Raw genomic sequence first — 21003 nt, 5'->3', positions numbered from 1 at the left:
TTTCAATTCTCACGGCGGGGCGGTGGCGTGTCAATATAGGGCTCGCGTGAAGAGGTTCAGCGCAGCATATTGCAACAGCATGATCGTCTTGGCATCGACGATGCGACCGTCGTCGATCATCGCGAGCGCCACTTCGAACGGCAATTCCAGCACTTCGATGTCCTCGCCTTCGTCGACAAGGCCGCCGCCGCTGCCGACGCGCATCTTCGCGTCGTATTCGGCGACAAAGAAATGCATTTTTTCGGTCGCCGCGCCCGGGCTCAGGAAGGCTTCAAAGATCTTGCGAACTTCGCCGATCCGGTAACCCGTTTCCTCCTCCGCCTCGGCACGAATTCGTGCCTCCGGCGCTGAATCGTCCAGGAGGCCCGCGCAGGCTTCGATCAGGAGATCGTCATGGCCGTTGACGTAGGCCGGGTAGCGGAATTGCCGCACCAGCACGATCGTTCGTTGCGAGCGATTGTATGGCAGTAGAGCCGCGCTGTTGCCGCGGTCGTAGGTCTCGCGATGTTGCGTCTGCCAATCGCCGTTGGCGCGCCGCCACTCGAAGGTCGTGGTCTTCAAGACATAATGATTGTCGGAAAGCACGCGCTCGTCTTTGACACGAATCCTGTCGGAGACCGTCATCTCGTTCCTCGGATTGTCAGGGCGTGGGCTCGCGGCCATCGAGCCATTTGGCGTAGATGACGCGTTCCTGCTCGGAATAGCCCAGCGACTGATAGAAATCCTTTACGCCGGTGTTGTCGGGCCGCACCATCAGCTGCAGCTTCTGGATACCGTGCCCGCGCAGCCAATCTTCCGCGACATCCATCATGATGCGGCCATATCCCTTGCCGCGCTGAGCGGGATCGACGGCGAGGTAATAGACCCAGCCACGGTGACCGTCATGTCCGACCAGAACGGTGGCAACGATCGCACCATCATTGCGTCCGACCAGGACCGTGGCGTTGGCGCCCTTTCGCGCCATCGCGATGTCGGCAGCCGGATCGTTCCATGGCCGTGTCAGGCCGCACGCCTGCCACAGCGCGACGACGTCGGCGACATCGGCGTCGGCAATTGGCGCGACCGCGAGGGTGGAAAGTGTGATCGTCACAGCACTTTGCCCGGATTCATGATCCCAAGCGGATCGAGCAGGGCCTTGATGGAGCGCATCAGCTCGATCGCGACCTTGTCCTTGACTTCCGGCAATTCGTCTCGCTTGAGCACGCCGATACCGTGTTCGGCAGAGATTGATCCACCCATCCGCAGCACGATCTCGAACACGACAGCGTTGACATCGTGCCAGCGCGCGAGGAAGTCGGCGGCGTTGGCGCCGATCGGCTGGCTGACGTTGTAATGGATGTTGCCGTCGCCGAGATGGCCGAAGGGCACAGGCCGCGACCCCGGAATGAGTTTGACGACAGCGGCGTTGGCTTCGGCGATGAACGCGGGCACGGCCGCGACCGGCACCGAAATGTCGTGCTTGATCGAGCCGCCTTCGGGCTTCTGCGCCGCCGACATTTCGTCGCGCAATTTCCAGAACACCGCGCGCTGGCTCAGATTTGCCGCGATGACGGCGTCGTCGACGATGCCGTCTTCCATGCCGCGGCCGAGGATCGATTCCAGCGCGGCGCGCGCGTCGTCGCGCGAGGATGACAATTCCATCAGCACGAACCAGGGATGCTGGCCCGGCAGCGGCGGACGGATGTCGATGCCGTGACGCACGCTGAAATCGACGGCGATGTCGGCGAGCAGTTCAAAGCTGGTGAGGCTTCCCGCCGCTTCGTTTTGCGCGATCGACAGCAGTTTCAAGGCATCATCGGGCGATTTCAGGCCGACAAAGGCGGTCTCGATGGCGCGCGGCTTCGGAAACAGCTTTAGCGTTGCAGCGGTGATGATGCCGAGCGTGCCTTCCGCGCCGATGAAGAGGTTCTTCAGGTCGTAGCCGGTATTGTCCTTTTTCAGTTTCGACAGCGCATTGAGAATCCGTCCGTCCGCCAGCACCACTTCTAGTCCAAGCGCCATCTCGCGCGCCACGCCAAACGCAAGCGCGCCAGTGCCGCCGGCATTGGTGGAGAGATTGCCGCCGATGGTGCAGCTTCCTTCCGCGCCCAGTGACAGCGGGAACAGCCGATCGACCTCGGCCGCCTTTTGCTGCGCGACCTGCAACACCACGCCGGACTCGCAGGTCATGGTGTTGGAGGCAGGATCGATATCGCGGATCTTGTCGAGCCGCCGCGTCGAGACCACGACCTCGCCGCGATGCGGCACCTGTCCGCCGACAAGGCCGGTGTTTCCGCCTTGCGGCACCAGCGCGATCCTCTCAGCCGTGGCAAGCTTGCAGATCGCGGCGACTTCCGCGGTCGAGCCCGGCCGCAACACCAGCGGAGAATGTCCGTGATACAGCCCGCGCTCTTCGGTCACGTAGGGCGCGACATCGGCGGCCTCCGTCACCGCATATTTGTCGCCGACGATGGCGCGAAACCGCGCGATCAAATCGGGCGACAGCGGCGGGACGGGCGCTTGGGCGATGTTCATGGACGTCTCGTTTCTTCTTGATCTGTTCGTCTATCTGCCGATCGCGGCGCGGCGCAGCCGGTCGTTGATGGCTTCGCCGAGGCCATGATGCGGCACCGGCATCACGGCAATGGCGCGCGCGCCCTTCGCGTCGAGAATGCGAAGATAACCGAAAAGGTTGGCGGCGGCTTCCGCAAGCTCGCTCGTTTCCGACAAATTCATGACCGCTTTTGCGGCATGGGCGCCATTCACCTCAGCCGGGCCAAAAGCCAAAAGCACTTCATCCGGTTCGACGTCGGTCGCATTAAGCCGCACCGGCGAGCGCGGCGCGTAATGCGAGGCCAGCATGCCCGGCGCGAGCGGCTGAGCGTCGTTATCAGCGGCGTCTTCCGGCAGCCGCCGCAGGGGACGGCCGAGCACGCGCTCGATGTCCTCGCGCGGCAACCCGCCCGGCCGCAGCAGCATCGGCTCTTCGAAGCAGGCGACAATGGTCGACTCGACGCCGACCGCAACCGGTCCGCCGTCGACGATCAGATCGACACGGCCTGTGAGGTCGCTTGCCACATGGGCCGCGGTCGTCGGCGAGACGTGGCCCGAAATATTGGCGGAGGGCGCGACCACCGCGCCGCCAAAGGCGCGCAGAATGTCGCGCGCGACGGGGTGGGCGGGAATGCGGATGGCGACCGTATCGAGGCCGGCGGTCGCGAGTTCCGCAACCGGGCACTGCGCCGTCTTGGGCAGCACCAAAGTGAGGGGGCCGGGCCAGAAGGCTTCCGCCAGCGTCAAGGCGGTCGCGTCAAAGCGGGCGATGTCCGCCGCGGCCCTGATGTCGGCGACATGGGCGATCAGCGGATTGAAGGCGGGGCGCCCCTTGGCCTCATAGATTCGTGCGACGGCTGGGGCCTGGGTGGCATCGGCGCCGAGCCCATAGACGGTCTCGGTGGGGAAGGCGACCAGACCGCCTGCCGCGAGCAGCCGCGCGGCCTCGGCCACCGCGGCGGCGTCGGCCGGCAAAGTCTGTGTTTTCAGGCCCAGCTTCACGGGGTCAAAATCCTTTAGGTCCGGCTTCTTGCAGTGCGCGAAAGCGGACGCTATAAGCCGCCTTCTTGTCGGAGCGTGGCTCAGCCCGGTAGAGCACTGCGTTCGGGACGCAGGGGTCGCAGGTTCGAATCCTGCCGCTCCGACCATTCTCCCAAGTGCTTATAATGACTGCAATTTCAGCGCGCAACGAAATCCGCAACGCAATTCTGCGGGCCTGAATTGGGGTTGCGCAAACCTCCGGATTTTTCGAAAGCCCGCTCGCCGGCGCCGATTCAGTGAAACCGCCCTTGGGAGGAGGGGCCCCGAAGCGCCGTGGATCGCCCTCGGATTCCGCCCGAAATCATTTCACCGTGCGCACGTGCACCACGGCCCAGTCGTTGGCGAAGACCCTGTGCCAGCCATCGAGATGATCGAGCAGCCGCGCAGCGGCCGTCGACGGAACCATAATCGTGGCCTCGATCCTGTTCGCATCGAGAACGCGGAATAGCACGTTGGGATCCTGCAACGACACCGCGTTGAAATAGTCGAGCCCGAACTGTTCGCCGTAGAGTTCGGAGCGCCCGTCAATGAACGGCGCCATGCCCTTCCAGATCATGTAGCCGCCGAAGGTGTCCTCGTTGAACACCCGTGTCACGTTCTGCGCGCGCAGTGCTGCGATCGCCGGCTGGTAACGCTCATCGGCCATGAGTCGGATCGGGCGCAGCGCGGCGCCACCGACAATCAGCAACATCGCCGCGACGACCGCCGTCGTCGCCGCGCTTCGTGATGCAGGAGCAGCATTGCGCGGACAGCCGAAGCGGTCGGCAAGCGGTGTCAGCAAGACCAGCGGCAGCAGCAGCGCGAACACCTCGATGTGGCGATCATGGCTCAGCGCCATGTGCAGCAGGACGAGTGCGAGGAGGATCCGCGTCGGCGGCAGCGTCACGCCAAGATAAAGCACCGCGGCAATCGCGAGCAGCAGGCAGATTTCGAACGCGCTGACGTGTTCGAAGCTGACCGGCGCCCATTCGGAGATCACCGTCAGCACGCCGCCGAGATCGAGAATCTTGCGGGCCGCGAACAGCGTGTCCCAGCCATAGGGTGTCGCACAGCAGGCGATCAGCGCGCCGATGCCAAACAGAGTCCATTTCAATGCGAGTGTCTTGCGCTGCGGCGCCTGCGCGTTCCACAGCGCATCCAGCCCGATCGGGCCGACCAGGACGAGCCCGAGCAGGAAGCTGCCATGAAGGTTGGCCCATAGCGCGAGCAGTGGCAGCAACCATGGCGACGGCGCGGCGCGGCGATCGGCCGCCGCCATGAGGCCGGCAACCCAGGCGACCATGACCGGCATCGCCAGCACATGCGGCCGCGCCAGCAGATGATGCTGCGCCAGCGCGAACGCGAGCATCGCCACCACACCGGTTGCGGCGATGGAGATCCGCGAACTCAACAGCCGCACCATGAGCGCGAACGCGGCCGCGACGGCGAGCGCGCACACCGCGACCACGCCGGACCAGCCGGCCAACTGGTAAGCGGCTGCGAACAGCACCTGCGACAGCCATGACGACGACATCCAGGGCGCGCCGGCTCTGGTCCAGGAATAGATGTCGACATGCGGCACCGCGTGCTGCGCGAGGATCGCCTCGCCGACCTTGATCTGCCAGAACGTATCGGTGTCGAGGAAGAGATTGTTGCCCTGGAGCACGACCAGCACGCCAACGACGACGGCGGCCCAGAACCAGGCTGGGGCCCGGACCAGGATCCTGGCGCGGCCGTCCATGAGACCGCGGCCGCGCGCACTGTCGATGCTGGTAACGCTCATGGTGAGAACCCTGCCGGACCGCCAAGGGAAGCGCCGGGTGCGACGGCGGACGCCTCATGCAAGCAGGCCAGCGATAATTTTTCGTGAATCGCGGCCGGCAGCGCCGCGCGATTTGCGCCTTAAGCCTCTAAGAGAAAAGAAGAAATAGCGAGGCCTCTTCCTGCGCTGACGCGCGGAGCCTTGCCGGATTGGCGCCAGCACACCCGTCCGCTTTCGAAAGCCCTACTTGCTCGTTGCGGCTTGAAGGATCGGAATGAGCCGCGCGGCTTCACTCCTCACCAGATCTGCGAGTGGTTTTGGTCCACGCCGGCCCGGCTCGATCAAGGTGGCGCCGAGTTCAGCGAGCCGCTTTTTGACCGGCTCCTCGTCGAGGCCCTCGTTGAGCGCCGCGGCGAGCTTCTCGACCACAGGTTTTGGCGTCCCGGCGGGGGCGAATACGGCGTACTTCACGGCAATGTCGAATTCGCCAAGACCCTGTTCGTCGGACGTCGGCACATCCGGCAGCATCGGGCTGCGTTGTCTGGCGGCAATCGCAAGCGCCCTGACGCTGCCCGCCTGAACCTGCGGCAACGTGCCGAGCACGGGATCGCACTCATAGTCGATTTCGCCCGCGAGCATCGCGTTCAACACCGGCGCCGTCCCGGTGAACGGGACCAGCGTCGGCTTGATGCCGATCGCGGAGTTGAGCAGCAGACATCCGATATAGGAAATCGAGCCGACACCGGCGTGCCCGACATTGAGCTTGTCGGCATTGGCCTTCGCGTAGGCGACAAATTCGCGCAGGCTTTTGGCGGGCAGGTCCTTGCGGACCACAAGCAGCTCGGGATATTCGGCCGCGAGGCCAATCGGTTCGAAATCCTTTTGCGGATCGTACTTGAGGTCAGGGTAGAACGCCGGCGCAAGCGCGTTGGTCGACATGTGGCCGAACAGGATGGTATAGCCGTCAGGCGTGGCGCGCGCGGCGCGCAGCGCCCCGATCGTGCCGCCGGCGCCGTTGATGTTTTCTACCACGACGCTTTTCCCGAGACGGCGCGAAAAAATATCGGCGACAATTCGCCCCGTGATATCGGCCGGCCCGCCGACAGCAAACGGGACGATCATGGTGATGGTCCTTGCGGGATAGTCCTGCGCCAGCGTTGGCGCGATCACACCGCTCGCGATCAGAAAAACAGCGGCGGCCCAATGCCTCTTCACGTTTGCTTCCCCAGATGGTGTTTTGACGTCACCATGTGCTGGTTTGGCGTTCCGAGCAACGTCTTCGCGCAAGGGTCAGGTCATCGTCCCCGGCAGGAAGCAGCGAATGACGGGGTGACCGTTATAGTAGTAGGGCCAAACCATCGTTCGGCCAGCCCGGTTCGGTTCGGTGATGACCGTGTCATCGGGAACGTCCACCCACTCGCCGTCAAGGCGGACGCGGTAATGGCCGTCTTTGGTATCCCAATCGACGTCCGAAAGCGCCATGCCATCGGCATTCGAGCAGCAGGCGCCGCCGCGCTTGCTGTGCAGGCTATCGAACCAGGGCTTCAAAGGGGAATTCGCATATCTGCCGTCATCGCGTGCTTGCGCGGCCGTCGTGCCCTGCGCCAGCAAGCCGATGCCGGTGAGGGCGGTTCCAGTTGCGAGCAACAAAGCGCTCAGCAGAAATGCAGCCGGCTTCATCGACCGTCTCCTTGCCGGGGCAATGGGAGGAACGGCCGGAGGTTCCTAATTCACGCGCGCAGCCGCACTGCAACCGCAGCATCGTCAACAGTCTGAATTGAAAATTGAACCGGTAATCTCGGGTTCCGGGATTATTGCGCGATTCCGGTCGTCGTGCCCACGCCCGTACCGGTAAACGCACTATCGAAGAGCTGGCCGATCGGCTGCCAGCTTGTGCCGTCGAATTGCACCAGCCGCATGTCCTTGACGGGGTGAAAGTCCGTTGCGCTCGTCGTGATCGCAATGCCCGGCAGCGTCACCGAGCTTCGAAAGCCCTTCAGCGATTGTGCCTGCCTCATGACGTTGTCGCGCGAGAGGTCGTCTCCGCATTGCTTCAACACCTGCGCCAGCGTCTCCGCGACGGCGTAACCAAAGACCGCATAACTGTCTTCCTTGTCGCCTTCGGGATAATACTTGTCCATGAAGGCGAGGTACGCTTTCATCGCCGTATCGTCTTTCCAGGCGGGATCGCTGCCGTCCTTCAGGAACGCCGTCGATATCACGCCGATTGCATTTTCGAGGCCGCCCGGCCGCAGCGCGTTGGCGATCGAGGCCGCTGCATTGTCCAGAATGAGCACCGGATGCCATTCGGATTCGCCGAGACGCCGGATGACTTGCGCAGCCATCGCAGGCGCGCCGTCGAACACCAGAATCTCGACGCCGGATTTATGCAGCAGGTCGAGCTGCTCGCCGAGCGAACGATCCGTCGCGTCGAAGGCGGTGTCGGCGACGATCATCCGCGCGGCGTCACCCAGTCCTTCCTGCAAGCCCCGGAACAGATCGCGGCCGAACTCATCGTTCTGCCAGAGCACGCCGATCTTCTTTTCGGAATAGTAAGCCTGGATATAGTTCGCGTAGATGCGTCCCTCGGTGCGAAACGCCGGCGGCCACCCCATCGTCCAGGGAAAGTCCTTGGGATTGGCCCATTGATCATCGCCCGAAGCGACGAACAGTTGCGGGATGTGCTTCTCGTTCAGATATTTTCTGATCGCGAGATTGCCCGGCGTGCCAAACGACCCGAACACAAAGAGCGCGTCCTCGGCCTCAACGAGGTTGCGCGTCAGCTCCGCGGCTGCGACCGGATCGGAACTGTTGTCGTAGGAGATGAACTCGATCGCTCGGCCGTTGATGCCGCCCTGTTCGTTGAGCATCTGGAAATAGGCGGCCTCAGCCCGTCCGATCGCGCCGAATGCTGCAAGCTGTCCGGTGTACGGCATCACGTTGCCGATCCGGATCGTGGCGTCGGGGGATCTGAGAACGGGATCGGCCAATGCAGCGCATGACCATGTGACGAGGAGTCCGGTGGCAAATGCGACGATCCATCTGATCATGTTTGCCTCCGATCGGCATGCGCAGCTCATCCAGCGAAGAGCATGCACAATCCATCCAACGAGGAAATTATATCAACAGTTGGGCGTGGCCAGACTCTGGGCAAATCCGAAAACTCGTCTTCGTGATGAAAGTCGGTGGCCGATAACAGCGGCAGATATCGCCGGCCGCGGATGACGGTGGAACCCGCCAAATCGCATTGGTTTGATTGAGCTCTTCGAACGCAACTTTCCTTGGCGATCAGCGAAGCCTTTTGGCCTCCGTCTGCCAGCCATGCGCTGCCGGCGTTGCTTGGCGGCTTGAGAAAGCGGGAATAAGCGAGTATTCTGGTTGCGAATTAAAGTTCGCTATCCGAATAATGAAAATGATCGCACGATCGACAGGGAAGAAAAAGCAAGCCAAGGCTGCCGGTTCTGAAAAGAACACGGTGCTGTCGCTCGCCAAGGGTTTTCGGATCCTGGAGGCGTTCACCGCGCAGGAGCCCGAGCTGACCATGGCGGAAGTGGCGCGGCGCGCGGGTGTCGACAACGCCACGGCGTTCCGCTTTCTCAATACGCTGGTCGATATCGGCTATGTCGAACGCGTCGGCGAGACGCGGAATTTCCGGCTCGCCCTGAAGGTGCTCGATCTCGGCTTCAACGCGATCGCCCGCTCGGACCTGCGCAGCAGCGCCCGGCCGATCCTGCGTACGCTCGTCGGCAAGATCAACGAGGCTGCCTCGATCGGTGTGCTCGACGGCGCCGACATTATCTATGTCGAGCGTATTCAGGCGGGCCTCGCAAGGCTCGGCGTCGACATCCGGATCGGCAGCCGGGTTCCGGCCTATTCGTCGGCAGTCGGCCACGCGATCCTTGCCTGGCTTCCCCACGCCGATCAGGTTTCCATTCTCAAGTCGCAACCGCGCAAGCAACTCACCGCGACCACGCTGACCGATCTCGACACGCTCGTCGCACGGCTCGAACAGGTGAAGCGGCGCGGTTATGCGATCTCCGATCAGGAGACGGTCACCGGCCTCTATGTTCTTGCCGCGCCGGTGCTCGATACCGACGGCATTCCACTTGCGGGGCTCAGCGTCGCGGCGCCCGCCTTCCAGACCAGTCTTGCGGATTTCGAAGCGACCGGCGCCGAGCCGGTCATGCACGCCGCGCAGGCTTTGTCGCGGGCACTGCAAAGCAGCGGCGCATTCACCCATCAACACCAAGCCAACTGACAGGAGACGATTTTGCCGGCCCTCAACTTCAATGGAATCATTCCCGCCATCGCGGTTCCCTTTAATTCGGACTACAGTATCGACGAAGGCGAGCTTCGGCGCTTCTCGCAGTGGCTGGCGAGCCAGCCCGGCATCGTCGCGCTGATGACCAACGGTCACACCGGCGAGGTCTTCTCGCTGACCCCGCGCGAACGCATCGAAGTGACCCGCATCACGGCCAAAGCCGTCGAAGGCAAGTGCCCGGTCATTTCCTCGATCGTGTGCGAGGGCATCAACGACGCGGTCGAACAGGCCAAGATGGCGAAGGATGCCGGCGCGGTCGGCCTCGACATCATGCCGCCGCATCACTGGCTGCGCTTCGGCTTCCTGCCCGAGCACTGCCTCGACTATTTCAATGCGATTGGCGATGCGACCGGCTTGCCGCTGATCGTGCACATTTATCCGGCCTGGACGCGCGGCTCGTACTCGTCTGCGTTGCTGGCGCAACTCGCCAAGCTGCCGCATGTCGCGGCCTTCAAGATGGGCGAGCGCGAGATGAACAAATACGCCCGCGACATCCAGGAGATTCGCGCGGCCGATTCAAGCAAGGCGCTTCTGACCTGCCACGACGAATATCTGCTGGCCTCGATGGTGCAGGGCATCGATGGCGCGCTGGTCGGCTTTGCCTCGGTCATCCCCGGCCTGATCTACGACCTGCTCAAGGCGGTGAAGGCCGGTAATCTGACGGAGGCGATGCGGCTGCAATCGTTGATCACGCCGCTGAAGGATGCGGTCTATGGCGGCGGCGAGCCGACCGGCGAAGCGCATGGCCGCATGAAGGCGGCAATGGCGCTGGCGGGAATCCTGCGCGACGGCACCGTGCGTCCGCCGACCCATGCGCCGAATGCCCAGCAGTTGGAGGCGATCCGATCCGCCCTGGCGCATGCGGGCCTGTTGAAGCGCGCGGCGGCGTAAGCCGTGATGGCAGCCAACGAGCAAAGCGCGAGCGACGGACGGGGCCACGGCGGTTGCGCCGTGGTGACCGGCGCTGCGTCCGGCATCGGCCAGGCGGTCGCGACGCGTTTGCTCGCCGACGGCTGGCACGTTGTCGGCCTCGACAGGGTACGTGCCGAACTGTCTTCCGCGCGGTTTCGCTCTGTCGAAGTCGACCTCACTGATTTCGAGCGGCTTGAGGCCGTGCTGGCCGGCCTTCGCGATATCACCGCTGTCGTTCATGCCGCGGGTTTCATGCGGACGGCTTCGCTCGGTTCGCTCAAGCCAGAGGACGGCGCGGCGATGTGGCGGCTGCATGTCGACGCGGCGGCTGTGCTCGCCAATGCGTTGTTGCCGCGGATGCCGGCGGGCGGTCGGATGGTTCTGATCGGCAGCCGGACCGCATCGGGCGCGGCAGGCCGCAGCCAATATGCTGCGACCAAGGCCGCGCTCAACGGCATGGCGCGCTCCTGGGCGGCTGAGCTCGCGCCCAGGGGCATCACCGTCAATGTCGTCGCGCCCGGCGCAACCGAGACGCCGATGCTGACGGACCCGGCGCGCGAGGGGACGCCGCCGAGAAAGCCGCCGATCGGACGCTTCATCAAGCCCGATGAGGTGGCGGCGCTGACCGCGTTTCTTTTGAGCGCGGAGGCGGGGGCGATCACCGGCCAGCAGATCGTGATCTGCGGCGGCGGCTCGATCTGATAGGACGAAACATCTGCCGGGCGGCCAGCCGCCGGCAAACGAAAGATTTTACGAAAAGAGGAAACCTATGTCGGTTCGCATTCTGGAAGTCCGCGAAGTCACCAAGCCGATCGCCTCGCCGATCCGCAACGCCTATATCGATTTCACGAAGATGACGAGCAGTCTTGTTGCCGTCGTCACCGACGTGATCAGGGATGGCAAGCGCGTCGTCGGCTACGGCTTCAACTCCAACGGCCGCTACGGCCAGGGCGGATTGATCCGCGAGCGCTTTGCCAACCGCATCCTTGAAGCCAAGCCGGAAAGCCTGCTGAGCGCCGCCGGAAATAACCTCGATCCGCACAAGGTCTGGGCCGCCATGATGAGCAACGAAAAGCCCGGTGGCCACGGCGAGCGATCGGTCGCGGTCGGCACGATCGACATGGCGGTGTGGGACGCGACCGCGAAGATCGCAGGCAAGCCGCTGTTTCATTTCATCGCCGAGCGCCATGGACTTGCGCCGAACCCGCGTGTCTTCGTTTATGCGGCCGGCGGCTATTACTATCCCGGCAAGGACAATTCCGCGCTGCGCGCCGAGATGCGCTCCTATCTCGATCGCGGCTACAACGTGGTCAAGATGAAGATCGGCGGCGCGTCGATCGAGGAAGACCGCGCGCGCATCGAGGCCGTGCTGAAGGAAATCGGCTCGCAGGCGCGCCTTGCCGTCGACGCCAACGGCCGTTTCGATCTGGATACCGCCATCGCCTACGCCAAGATGCTGCGCGATTATCCGCTGTTCTGGTACGAGGAGGCGGGCGATCCGCTCGACTACCACCTCCAGGCGACGCTCGCCGATTATTATCCCGGGCCGATGGCGACCGGCGAAAACCTGTTCAGCCACCAGGACGCCCGCAACTTGATCCGCTATGGCGGCATGCGCGCCGATCGCGACTGGCTGCAATTCGATTGCGCGCTGTCCTACGGTCTCGTCGAATATGAGCGAACGCTCGACGTGTTGAAGACGCACGGCTGGTCGCCGCGGCGCTGTATCCCGCACGGCGGCCACCAGATGTCGCTCAATATCGCGGCCGGCCTCGGGCTCGGCGGCAACGAGAGCTATCCCGATCTGTTCCAGCCCTATGGCGGTTTTCCCGACGGTGTGAGGGTCGAGGGCGGACACATCGTGATGCCTGAACTTCCCGGCATCGGATTTGAAGGCAAGTCCGATCTCTACGCAGAAATGCGCGCGCTGGCGGCCTGACAAGAAAAATAAAAACGGCCGCTAGCTCTCAGGAGGAAACGTCCCAATGCAATCGTTCGGCTATTTCGATACCGGCGTTATCGTCGTCGCGATCGTTCTTTATATCGCGTTTACGTCGTGGCTGACCGTGAGATTACGCAGCAAGACGTCTGCGGAATTCATGGTCGGCGCGCGTTCGGTGCCGGCGATTGTGGTCGGCATCCTCCTGATGTCGGAGTTTATCGGCGCGAAGTCGACGATCGGAGTGGCGCAAGCGGCGTTCGAGCAGGGCATGGCAGCCGCATGGGCGGTGTTGAGCGCTGCGATCGCGTTTCCGCTGTTCGGGTTTTTCCTGGCGAAGAAGCTCTACAATTCGGGCGAATATACCATTTCCGGCATGATCGCGCAGCGCTTCGGCCGCTCGACCGAACTGGTCGTTTCGCTGATCATGATCTATGCGCTCCTGATGGTGAACCTCGGCAATTACGTCAGCGGCGCGGCTTCGCTCGCGACCATCCTCAAGGTCGACCTGACCACGGCCGCCTTTATCATCGCTGGCGTCTCGACGTTCTATTTCGCGCTCGGCGGCTTCAAGAGCGTCGCTTACGTGTCTATGATTCACTGCGCCGTGAAATATGTCGGCGTGTTCATTGTGCTTGGCGTCGCGCTTTATTTGACGAAGGGTGTCGCGCCGGTGGCAGCCAAGCTGCCGCCGTTCTATTTCACCTGGGACGGCCATATCGGTCTGACCACCGTCGTAGCCTTCTTCATCGGCAATATCGGCGCGGTCTTTTCGACCCAGTACATCATTCAGGCGGTCGCCTCGACCAGGAATCCGGCGGCGGCGCGCAATTCAACCTATATCGCGGCCGCCTTGAGCATTCCGATCAGCATTGCGCTCGGCTTGATTGGAGTCTCGGCAAAATATCTCTATCCCGACATGAACAGTCTGTTTGCGTTGCCGGTCTTCATCCAGAGCATGAACGTCGGGTGGGCCGCGTTCGTCTCCATTTCGCTGGTTGCATCGATCTTTGTCGGCGTCAGCACGGTAGCGCTTGCCATCTCTTCGCTCGTGATGAAGGATTTCTACGTTCCGTATTTCAAGCCCACGACCGAGCAGGAATTCCGCGCCGCGCGCGTGATGTCGATCTTCATCGGCTTTATTCCGCTGATCTTCGTATTTTTCGCGCCGGGACTTCTGCACCTGTCGTTTTTCACCCGCGCGCTGCGGCTGTCGATTTCGATCGTGGCCGTGATCGGCTTTTATCTGCCTTTCTTCTCCAGTAACCGCGGCGCGACACTGGGACTCCTGACAGCCGCGCTGACAACGACGGCATGGTACCTGGCTGGCGATCCCCTTGGCATCGACAACATGTATGTCGCGCTGATGACGCCGCCGATCGTCATTTTCATTGAAAAGCTGTTTCACCGGGGCAGCGAGGCGCCGCAGACTGTCAAGTCCGCGGTCTAGCAGCGGCGCAGCCGCAAAGTCAGCCCAGCGCCGCCCTCACCTTGCGCATCAGCTCAAGAGTGCGGCGGTCGACGCTGATCATCTTCTGGCCGTTCGCGTCCTCATAGTTCAGCACGTCCACCTTGAGTTCGGCGTTGGGCAAATATTGCAATTGCGAGTCGGTCCAGTCGCCCCGCGGCATAAACGATAGCTGACGCTTCTCGCGAGGCTCCAGGCCGCCCTTGAAGGCCTCGACGTAATCCAGCTTGGCCCACGGTATAGACCGGTTGGGTGTAGTCAGGGCGAGTCGGAAATAGATTCGGGAGATCGGGGATTTGCCGCCGTTGAAGACGGCAAATTCGATCGCGGGCTGTTCAAGGCGGCCGCTTCTTTTCCAATAATATCCGGGTGAGGTGACCTCGATCGATTTGGCCGTGTCGCCCTGCGATGCCACTCCAGCCTGTGCGATTTCGGTATCCAGCTTGATAGCCAGATCGTGAATGATTGTTTCGGCGTTCTGGCCGTGGATCTTCGACCGCAGCTGGCCAAATGCCATAAGCGGGTTCAGGCCATTTGCTATTGCCTCGACATTGTCGGCCATTTGCAAATCGGCCTGCGCCTTCAGCGGGGCTTCAATCGCGAGATATTTGAGCGCGATATCGAGACGGCGCTGGTCATCGCTGCCAAGCTTGGCCTTTATAACAGAAAGGCTCGCTTGATAGCTCTGCCAGGTCGACATGTCGAAGGTCGGATCGAAAATACAACCCGACAGCAGGACACAGCACAGGATGGTTAGGCTCAATCGCTTCATCGTCTGGACCACAAATGACCGCAGGAAAATGACGCCAAGGTTGCAGAGGGTGTCTTGCCGAGTGTTCTAGGTCCGCGAACTCAACAAAAGGTTGAATGACGACGCGCGCACTCGTCTTTGCTTAACAAAAGGTGACTGGCCCCGCTAAAATCCAAGGCGGAGCCCGGTGTGACCTTTCCGGAAATCCGAAGCACATCATTGGCTTTTGCGATGCGCTGGCGCGGCAAAAACGCAAGGGTGCGTACGGCTCGCCAGTGATGACAGCCGCCCGGCGATTTGCTCAAATCGTTGGGCCGCGCCGATCGCGTGAGTGATCCTCTTTCGCCGCTGGCAGGCGTTGTCCGCCTTAACAAGAAAATCAAGGAACGGCGGAGGGAGGCCGAAATCCAAAATGCATTTCATTGAACTGGACGGTGTTGCGCTCCGCTATGAACTGAGCGGCGGGGGTGACCGCGCTGTGGTGCTTGTGCACGAAATGGGAGGCTCGCTCGAAAGCTGGAACGAAGTTGTCCCGCATCTTGCGCTCTCTCGCCGCGTCTTGCGTTATGACACCCGCGGGGCAGGGATGTCGCAGAAGGCCCGCGGTGAGCTCACATTCTCGACCATGGCCGCCGACATCGCCGCGCTGCTGGATGCGCTCGGCATCGTTGGAAAGGTCGCGCTCGCGGGCGTTGCCGTCGGTGGCGCGATTGCGCTTCAATTCGCGGCCCAGTATCCGGAGCGCGCAAGCGCCGTGATCGTCGGCAGTCCCGCGACCGGCATCGCGGCGGCGCGCCGTCCGGCGGCGCTCGAGCGGCTGGCAAAGATCGAGGCGCAGGGGATGGCGTCCGTCGTCGAGGACGCCATGCTGAACGGCTATGCGCCGGAATTGCGCGGCGACGGCAAGTGCTTCGAGCAATTCCGTGCACGCTGGCTTGGCAATGACCCCTCAAGCTATGCGACGATCTGGCGAATGCTGGCGAACGCCGACATGCAGGAAGCCCTGAGCAAGGTGCGATGCCCGGCGCTGGTGATCGGCGGAAGCCTTGATCGCGTTCGTGCACCGGCCATCGCGCAGGAATTGGCGCAAACGATCCCCGGTGCCCGTTATATCGAGGTCAACACCGGACATTATATGGCGGTCCAGACCCCTGATCTGGTCGCGGGCTGCATCGTTGAATTCCTGAAATCGGCCAACGCTTAAGCGTATCGAGGTTCCCGTCATGACGTCCCAGCCGTTGCAACAGATTCCCGGCCTTTATCATCGCAAGATCGGAGACATCGTCGTCACCGCGGTCAGCGATGGCTATCTCGACGGCAATCTTGAAGTCATGCGCAACGTCGATCTCGACAGGGCGCATAAAATTCTGACCGAGGCCTTCCGGCCCGCGCGGCGAACCAGCGTCAACACGTTCCTGATCTACTCCAAGGGCCGCCTAGCGATCATCGACACCGGATCGGGCAATTATCTCATGCCGACCGCCGGCTTCGTGCAGCGCAATCTGGCGGCCGCCGGTGTCGATCCGAAGTCGATCGACACGGTGTTGTTGACTCATATGCATCCGGATCATTCGGCCGGGCTGACCGACATGTCGAACGGCGAGCTGTTGTTTCCGAATGCGGAACTTGTCATGCACGAGAACGAACTGCCGCACTGGTTCGACGACGGCGCCATGGCGAAAGCTGACGAGCGAGCGAAGAAGCTGTTTTTTCAGGCAGGCCGCGAACAGGTCGCGCCCTACAAGAGCCGCACGCGGCTGTTCCAGCAGGGCGAAGTCTTTCCCGGCGTCACCGCCATTCCGAGCCATGGACATACGCCGGGACACACCGCCTATCTGATTGCATCTGGCGATCATCAGTTGATGATCTGGGGCGACACCGTCCACGTGCCGGAAGTGCAGACCGCCATACCCGAGGCCGGCATGGGCTTCGATACCGATCTCGCGATGGCGGCTGCTTCGCGCAAGCGCATGTTTGATCGCGTCAGCGCTGATGGGATGCTCGTCGCGGGCATGCATACGCATTTCCCGGGCTTTGGGCGATTGGCGCGGCGAGGCGAGGCTTTTGCGCTTTATCCGGAAGCCTGGGTTCACAGCTTCGATCAGGCCTGACAGCCAGGGGGATGACACCCGCCCAAGTATTTGCTCAATTGAACCTTGCGACCCCCCGTCGCGCCCTTTGCCTATTACCCCGGAGATGATGATGTCGTTCGATCTGGTCCTGCGCGGCGGACGCGTGGTTGACCCCTCCCAAAAACTCGATGCCGTTACCGATGTTGCGTTCAGCGGCGGCAAGGTCGCCGCGGTCGGCAATGCGCTCAAGGTGGAACCGGGCACCGAGGTGCGCGACGTATCGGGTTATTTCGTCACGCCCGGCCTGATCGATCTGCATACCCATGTGTATTGGGGCGGCACCTCGCTCGGCATCGATGCCGAGGAATTCTGCCGCACTTCCGGCGTCACCACCGCGATCGACACCGGCAGCGCCGGCCCCGGCAATTTCGCAGGCTTCCGCAAACACGTGATCGAGCCGAGCCAGGTTCGCATCCTGGCCTATCTGCACGTCTCGCACGCCGGCATCTACGGCTTCTCGCATCGCGTCATGGTCGGCGAAAGCGAGGAAATCCGTTTGATGAACCCGATCGACGCCGTGCAGGTCGCCGACGCCAACCGTGATCTCATTGTCGGCATCAAGGTCCGGGTCGGCCGCACCTCGTCGGGTGCTTCGGGGATCGTGCCGCTGCAGATCGCGCTGGAAGTCGCCAACGAGGTCGGCATGCCGCTGATGTGCCATATCGACCATCCGCCGCCGACCTATGAAGAGGTGGTCAGCCTGCTGCGTCCGGGCGACGTGCTGACGCATGCGTTCCGCCCATTTCCCAATGCGCCGTGCACTGCACAGGGCACAGTCAAGCAGATCGTGCTCCAGGCGCGTGAACGCGGTGTGCTGTTCGATATCGGCCATGGAAGGGGCTCCTTCGCCTTCAAGACCGCGCGCGCGATGCTCGCCAACGGTTTTTATCCGGACACGATTTCCTCCGACGTCCACATCCTCTGCATCAATGGCCCGGCCTACGACCAGGTGACGACGATGTCGAAGTTCCTGTGCATGGGGATGCCGTTTTCGGATGTCGTGGCGGCCTCGACGGTCAACGCGGCGATGGCGCTGCGCCGTCCCGAGCTCGGCAGCCTCAAGCCGGGCAGCGTCGGCGACGCCACGCTGCTTTCGATCCAGGACGGCAAATTCGACTATGAGGATGTCGTCGGCGAGCACCTGATCGGCGACCGCAAGATCGTCTCCGAGGGCGTCGTGATCGGCGGGCGCTGGTGGCATCCGAAAGAGTCGCCGAAATTCAAACGGCTAGTGGTCTGATTCTAACATTCGCATCCCGTTGCAGCGGCCTCTTTTGCGAATGTTAGAATCAAAAGACCACTAAAAAACATAGGTTTCCAGTGGAGCTTTGGATTTGACATTCGCTTGGCGAACCCGCGGCCCGGGGTAGCGAATGTCAAATCCGCTCCACTGGCTGGCTAAGAAGCGCCGAAAATGCTGTGATCGGGCCAAAATCGCCTGTTCAGACCGGGCTTTACCGGAGGGGCGCTGGCATACCATTTGCAAGCAAACGAACCGCATTGCGGGACGGGCTTCTTTGGAGCCTAATCGCAGTGGGGCATTCGGAATTGGGAGGAGGTCTTAAATGGATCGCAGGACGGTTTTGAAGGGGTTGGCGGGCGCGGGCAGCCTGGCGGTGATGGGCGGCTTGCCGATGCCGGCGATCTCGCAAGGCGCCGCCGCGCGCACGCTGCGTTTTGTGCCGCAGGCGGACCTCGCCAATTTCGATCCGATCTGGGGCACGCAATATGTCGTGCGCAATGCCTCCGCGATGGTCTGGGACCAGCTCTACGGCGTCGACGACAAGTTGCAGCCGCAGCGTCAGATGGTCGAGTCGGAGGAAGTTTCGAGCGACGGCCTGACCTGGACGTTCAAGCTGCGTTCGGGGCTGAAATTCCATGACGGCGAGCCGGTGCTCGCGAAAGATTGCGTGGCTTCGCTGACGCGCTGGTCGAATCGCGATCCCATGGGCATCATGCTCAAGGGCATCCAGAACGAACTCACCGCGGTCGACGATAAAACCTTCAAATGGGTGCTCAAGCAGCCCTATCCGAAAATGAAGCTGGCGCTCGGCAAGAATAATTCGCCGGTCGCCTTCATCATGCCGGAGCGCATCGCCAAGACCGATCCGTTCAAGCAGATCAGCGAATATATCGGGTCCGGCCCGATGAAATTCGCCCGCAACGAATGGGTACCTGGCGCGAAAGCGGTGTTCGAGAAGTTCGCCGATTACGTGCCGCGGCAGGACAAGGGATCGTGGCTTGCGGGCGGCAAGCAGATGCTGGTCGATCGGATCGAATGGGTGATCATCCCTGACCCGGCGACTGCTGCTGCAGCGTTGCAGAACGGCGAGATCGACTGGTGGGAGAATCCGCTTCCCGATCTCGTTCCGGTCCTGAAGAAGAACCGCAACATCGGCGTCGACATTGCCGATCCGCTGGGCAATATCGGCTCGTTCCGGATGAATCACACGCATCCGCCGTTCGACAATGTGAAGGTGCGGCGCGCCGTGCTCACCGCGTTGAACCAGGAAGACTATATGCGCGCGCTGGTCGGGGACGACACCTCGCTCTGGAAGCCGCTGCCGGGTTTCTTCACGCCCAACACGCCGCTTTACACGGAAGAGGGCGGCGACATCCTCAAAATGCGCAACATCGATGCCGCCAAGAAACTGCTGGCCGAAAGTGGCTACGCCAACGAGCCGGTCTCCTGCATCGTGGCGCAGGACCAGACGATTACCAAGGCGCAAGGCGATGTCACAGCCGATCTGTTGAAACGCATCGGCATGAACGTCGACTTCGTCGCGACCGACTGGGGCACGGTCGGCGCGCGCCGCGCGCAAAAGACGCCGCACAACCAGGGCGGCTGGGAAATGTTCCACACCTGGCACGCCGGCGCCGACTGCATCAATCCTGCCGTCTATCCCGCCATTCGCGCCAATGGCGACAAGGCGTGGTTCGGCTGGCCCAACAGTCCCGGCGTCGAAAAGGAAGTCACGGCCTGGTTCGAAGCCAAGAGCCTGGATGAGGAAAAGGCCGCGGTCGCCCGTCTCAACAAAGCCGCGTGCGAAGACGTCATCTATGCGCCGACAGGCTTCTTCCTCAGCTACACGGCCTGGCGCAAGAACGTGTCGGGTATCGTGAAGGGACCATTGCCCTTCTTCTGGGGCGTGTCGAAGACCGCTTAAGCGAAGCGGCAGCCGATATGGCTTCATATGTCCTCAGGCGTATTCTGGTCACCATCCCCGTGATGGCGATCGTCGCGCTGTTCGTCTTCAGCCTGCTTTATATCGCGCCGGGCGATCCGGCAGCGGTGATCGCCGGCGATCAGGCGAGCCCGGCCGACGTCGAACGCATCAGGCAGAGCCTGGGCCTCGACCAGCCGTTCCTGGTTCAGTTCGGCGGCTGGCTCTGGCGCATTCTGCATTTCGATCTCGGCACCTCGATCTTCACCAACTTGCCGGTCACCTCCATGATCGCGCAGAGGATCGAGCCAACGCTGTCACTGATGCTGCTGACGCTGGTGATGACCCTGGTCGTCGCTGTGCCGCTTGGCGTGGTCGCGGCCTGGAAGGCCGGAAGCTGGATCGACCGCGCCATCATGGCATTCGCCGTTTCGGCCTTTTCGCTTCCCGTGTTTGTGGTCGGATATGTACTGGCCTATGTGTTCGCGCTCCAGCTCGAATGGCTGCCGGTGCAGGGTTACACGCCTTTCTCGGAAGGCATCTGGCCGTGGCTGCAAAGCCTGATCCTGCCGTCGATTGCGCTCGGTTGCGTCTATATCGCGCTGATCGCGCGCATCACCCGCGCCTCCATGCTCGAAGTGCTGCAGCAGGATTATATCCGCACCGGCCGCGCCAAGGGGCTGGGCCAGCGCGATATCCTGTTCGTCCATGCATTGAAAAATGCAGCCGTGCCGATCGTCACGGTGATCGGCATCGGCGTGGCGCTCCTGATCGGCGGCGCCGTCGTCACCGAGAGCGTGTTTGCAATTCCAGGAGTAGGGCGCCTCACGGTCGATGCGATCCTGCGCCGCGATTACCCGGTGATCCAGGGCATCGTGCTGATGTTCTCGTTCCTCTACACGCTCGTCAATCTGTTGGTCGATCTGACCTACACGCTCATCGATCCGAGGATCCGCTATTGACCGACGTGACAACCAGCTCCGTATCGGTGCCGCCGGGCCT

General features: G+C 62.3%; 19 protein-coding genes and 1 tRNA gene. 11 read left to right on the top strand and 9 right to left on the bottom strand.

Annotated elements, in window-relative coordinates; translation table 11 throughout:
- Window positions 1–30: 30 nt before the first annotated feature.
- From VFB05_RS04140 to VFB05_RS04125, 4 genes are read right to left on the bottom strand one after another with little or no spacing between them, the layout of a single operon-like run.
- Window positions 31–624 carry an NUDIX domain-containing protein gene (locus VFB05_RS04140; protein ID WP_325009086.1) on the bottom strand — a complete coding sequence of 198 codons (594 nt, stop codon included), beginning with the start codon at window positions 622–624 and terminating at the stop codon, window positions 31–33.
- Between the two features lie 16 nt (window positions 625–640).
- Window positions 641–1090 carry a GNAT family acetyltransferase gene (locus VFB05_RS04135; protein WP_325009083.1) on the bottom strand — a complete coding sequence of 150 codons (450 nt, stop codon included), beginning with the start codon at window positions 1088–1090 and terminating at the stop codon, window positions 641–643.
- On the bottom strand, window positions 1087–2514 hold the full coding sequence (locus tag VFB05_RS04130) for an FAD-binding oxidoreductase (protein WP_325009081.1): 1428 nt from the start codon (window positions 2512–2514) through the stop codon (window positions 1087–1089). Before VFB05_RS04130 ends, VFB05_RS04135 begins: the two co-directional genes overlap by 4 nt.
- Before the next feature lie 30 nt (window positions 2515–2544).
- Window positions 2545–3534 (bottom strand): L-threonylcarbamoyladenylate synthase, encoded by a 990-nt coding sequence (locus VFB05_RS04125; RefSeq protein WP_325009079.1) that lies wholly within the window; start codon window positions 3532–3534, stop codon window positions 2545–2547.
- A gap of 69 nt (window positions 3535–3603) precedes the next feature.
- On the opposite strand from VFB05_RS04125, the gene VFB05_RS04120 reads away from it, so the two are divergent.
- Window positions 3604–3680 (top strand) — tRNA-Pro (locus VFB05_RS04120).
- 194 nt (window positions 3681–3874) lie between these two features.
- Here the strand turns inward: VFB05_RS04120 and VFB05_RS04115 are convergent.
- The 4 genes from VFB05_RS04115 to VFB05_RS04100 all read right to left on the bottom strand — a co-directional run bounded on the left by VFB05_RS04115 (window position 3875) and on the right by VFB05_RS04100 (window position 8364).
- Window positions 3875–5335: a hypothetical protein gene (locus VFB05_RS04115; protein WP_325009078.1), complete on the bottom strand. Its 1461-nt coding sequence runs from the start codon at window positions 5333–5335 to the stop codon at window positions 3875–3877.
- Window positions 5336–5557: 222 nt separating this feature from the next.
- Window positions 5558–6529: a Bug family tripartite tricarboxylate transporter substrate binding protein gene (locus VFB05_RS04110; protein ID WP_325009076.1), complete on the bottom strand. Its 972-nt coding sequence runs from the start codon at window positions 6527–6529 to the stop codon at window positions 5558–5560.
- Between the two features lie 75 nt (window positions 6530–6604).
- Complete coding sequence (locus VFB05_RS04105) at window positions 6605–6994, bottom strand: hypothetical protein (RefSeq protein ID WP_325009074.1); 390 nt, start codon at window positions 6992–6994, stop codon at window positions 6605–6607.
- A 131-nt stretch (window positions 6995–7125) separates the two neighbouring features.
- Window positions 7126–8364, bottom strand: a complete 1239-nt coding sequence (locus VFB05_RS04100) for an ABC transporter substrate-binding protein (protein ID WP_325009072.1) — start codon at window positions 8362–8364, stop codon at window positions 7126–7128.
- Between the two features lie 362 nt (window positions 8365–8726).
- On the opposite strand from VFB05_RS04100, the gene VFB05_RS04095 reads away from it, so the two are divergent.
- The 5 genes from VFB05_RS04095 (at window position 8727) to VFB05_RS04075 (ending at window position 13936) form a co-directional block, all read left to right on the top strand.
- Window positions 8727–9572, top strand: a complete 846-nt coding sequence (locus VFB05_RS04095; RefSeq protein ID WP_325009070.1) for an IclR family transcriptional regulator — start codon at window positions 8727–8729, stop codon at window positions 9570–9572.
- 12 nt (window positions 9573–9584) lie between these two features.
- On the top strand, window positions 9585–10526 hold the full coding sequence (locus VFB05_RS04090) for a dihydrodipicolinate synthase family protein (protein WP_325009068.1): 942 nt from the start codon (window positions 9585–9587) through the stop codon (window positions 10524–10526).
- A 6-nt stretch (window positions 10527–10532) separates the two neighbouring features.
- On the top strand, window positions 10533–11249 hold the full coding sequence (locus tag VFB05_RS04085) for an SDR family NAD(P)-dependent oxidoreductase (protein WP_325009172.1): 717 nt from the start codon (window positions 10533–10535) through the stop codon (window positions 11247–11249).
- Window positions 11250–11316: 67 nt separating this feature from the next.
- On the top strand, window positions 11317–12486 hold the full coding sequence (locus tag VFB05_RS04080; protein ID WP_325009066.1) for a mandelate racemase/muconate lactonizing enzyme family protein: 1170 nt from the start codon (window positions 11317–11319) through the stop codon (window positions 12484–12486).
- A gap of 46 nt (window positions 12487–12532) precedes the next feature.
- A complete protein-coding gene (locus VFB05_RS04075) occupies window positions 12533–13936 on the top strand; it encodes a sodium:solute symporter family protein (protein ID WP_325009064.1) in 1404 nt (467 codons plus the stop codon).
- A gap of 19 nt (window positions 13937–13955) precedes the next feature.
- Here the strand turns inward: VFB05_RS04075 and VFB05_RS04070 are convergent, their stop codons facing one another.
- Complete coding sequence (locus VFB05_RS04070) at window positions 13956–14726, bottom strand: DUF6694 family lipoprotein (protein WP_325009062.1); 771 nt, start codon at window positions 14724–14726, stop codon at window positions 13956–13958.
- A 391-nt stretch (window positions 14727–15117) separates the two neighbouring features.
- Between VFB05_RS04070 and VFB05_RS04065 the strand changes: the two genes are divergently transcribed.
- The 5 genes from VFB05_RS04065 (at window position 15118) to VFB05_RS04045 (ending at window position 20963) form a co-directional block, all read left to right on the top strand.
- Complete coding sequence (locus VFB05_RS04065) at window positions 15118–15909, top strand: alpha/beta hydrolase (RefSeq protein ID WP_325009060.1); 792 nt, start codon at window positions 15118–15120, stop codon at window positions 15907–15909.
- A 19-nt stretch (window positions 15910–15928) separates the two neighbouring features.
- Entirely contained in the window at window positions 15929–16816 is an 888-nt protein-coding gene (locus tag VFB05_RS04060) for an MBL fold metallo-hydrolase (RefSeq protein ID WP_325009058.1), read from the top strand.
- Window positions 16817–16907: 91 nt separating this feature from the next.
- A complete protein-coding gene (locus tag VFB05_RS04055) occupies window positions 16908–18077 on the top strand; it encodes an amidohydrolase/deacetylase family metallohydrolase (protein WP_325009056.1) in 1170 nt (389 codons plus the stop codon).
- 325 nt (window positions 18078–18402) lie between these two features.
- Window positions 18403–20004, top strand: a complete 1602-nt coding sequence (locus VFB05_RS04050) for an ABC transporter substrate-binding protein (RefSeq protein WP_325009053.1) — start codon at window positions 18403–18405, stop codon at window positions 20002–20004.
- Between the two features lie 17 nt (window positions 20005–20021).
- Window positions 20022–20963: an ABC transporter permease gene (locus VFB05_RS04045; protein ID WP_325009051.1), complete on the top strand. Its 942-nt coding sequence runs from the start codon at window positions 20022–20024 to the stop codon at window positions 20961–20963.
- Window positions 20964–21003: the final 40 nt, after the last annotated feature.

Origin of the sequence: Bradyrhizobium sp., from assembly GCF_035652035.1 — a bacterium.
Taxonomy (GTDB): Bacteria; Pseudomonadota; Alphaproteobacteria; order Rhizobiales; family Xanthobacteraceae; genus Bradyrhizobium.
This window is presented reverse-complemented; position numbering and strand designations above follow the sequence as displayed.

Coding starts and splice junctions, on each gene's coding strand:
- VFB05_RS04140 (WP_325009086.1), bottom strand. CDS start 624: ATGACGGTCTCCGACAGGATTCGTGTCAAAGACGAGCGCGTGCTTTCC.
- VFB05_RS04130 (WP_325009081.1), bottom strand. CDS start 2,514: ATGAACATCGCCCAAGCGCCCGTCCCGCCGCTGTCGCCCGATTTGATC.
- VFB05_RS04115 (WP_325009078.1), bottom strand. CDS start 5,335: ATGAGCGTTACCAGCATCGACAGTGCGCGCGGCCGCGGTCTCATGGAC.
- VFB05_RS04105 (WP_325009074.1), bottom strand. CDS start 6,994: ATGAAGCCGGCTGCATTTCTGCTGAGCGCTTTGTTGCTCGCAACTGGA.
- VFB05_RS04100 (WP_325009072.1), bottom strand. CDS start 8,364: ATGATCAGATGGATCGTCGCATTTGCCACCGGACTCCTCGTCACATGG.
- VFB05_RS04095 (WP_325009070.1), top strand. CDS start 8,727: ATGATCGCACGATCGACAGGGAAGAAAAAGCAAGCCAAGGCTGCCGGT.
- VFB05_RS04085 (WP_325009172.1), top strand. CDS start 10,533: ATGGCAGCCAACGAGCAAAGCGCGAGCGACGGACGGGGCCACGGCGGT.
- VFB05_RS04080 (WP_325009066.1), top strand. CDS start 11,317: ATGTCGGTTCGCATTCTGGAAGTCCGCGAAGTCACCAAGCCGATCGCC.
- VFB05_RS04075 (WP_325009064.1), top strand. CDS start 12,533: ATGCAATCGTTCGGCTATTTCGATACCGGCGTTATCGTCGTCGCGATC.
- VFB05_RS04070 (WP_325009062.1), bottom strand. CDS start 14,726: ATGAAGCGATTGAGCCTAACCATCCTGTGCTGTGTCCTGCTGTCGGGT.
- VFB05_RS04065 (WP_325009060.1), top strand. CDS start 15,118: ATGCATTTCATTGAACTGGACGGTGTTGCGCTCCGCTATGAACTGAGC.
- VFB05_RS04060 (WP_325009058.1), top strand. CDS start 15,929: ATGACGTCCCAGCCGTTGCAACAGATTCCCGGCCTTTATCATCGCAAG.
- VFB05_RS04055 (WP_325009056.1), top strand. CDS start 16,908: ATGTCGTTCGATCTGGTCCTGCGCGGCGGACGCGTGGTTGACCCCTCC.
- VFB05_RS04050 (WP_325009053.1), top strand. CDS start 18,403: ATGGATCGCAGGACGGTTTTGAAGGGGTTGGCGGGCGCGGGCAGCCTG.
- VFB05_RS04045 (WP_325009051.1), top strand. CDS start 20,022: ATGGCTTCATATGTCCTCAGGCGTATTCTGGTCACCATCCCCGTGATG.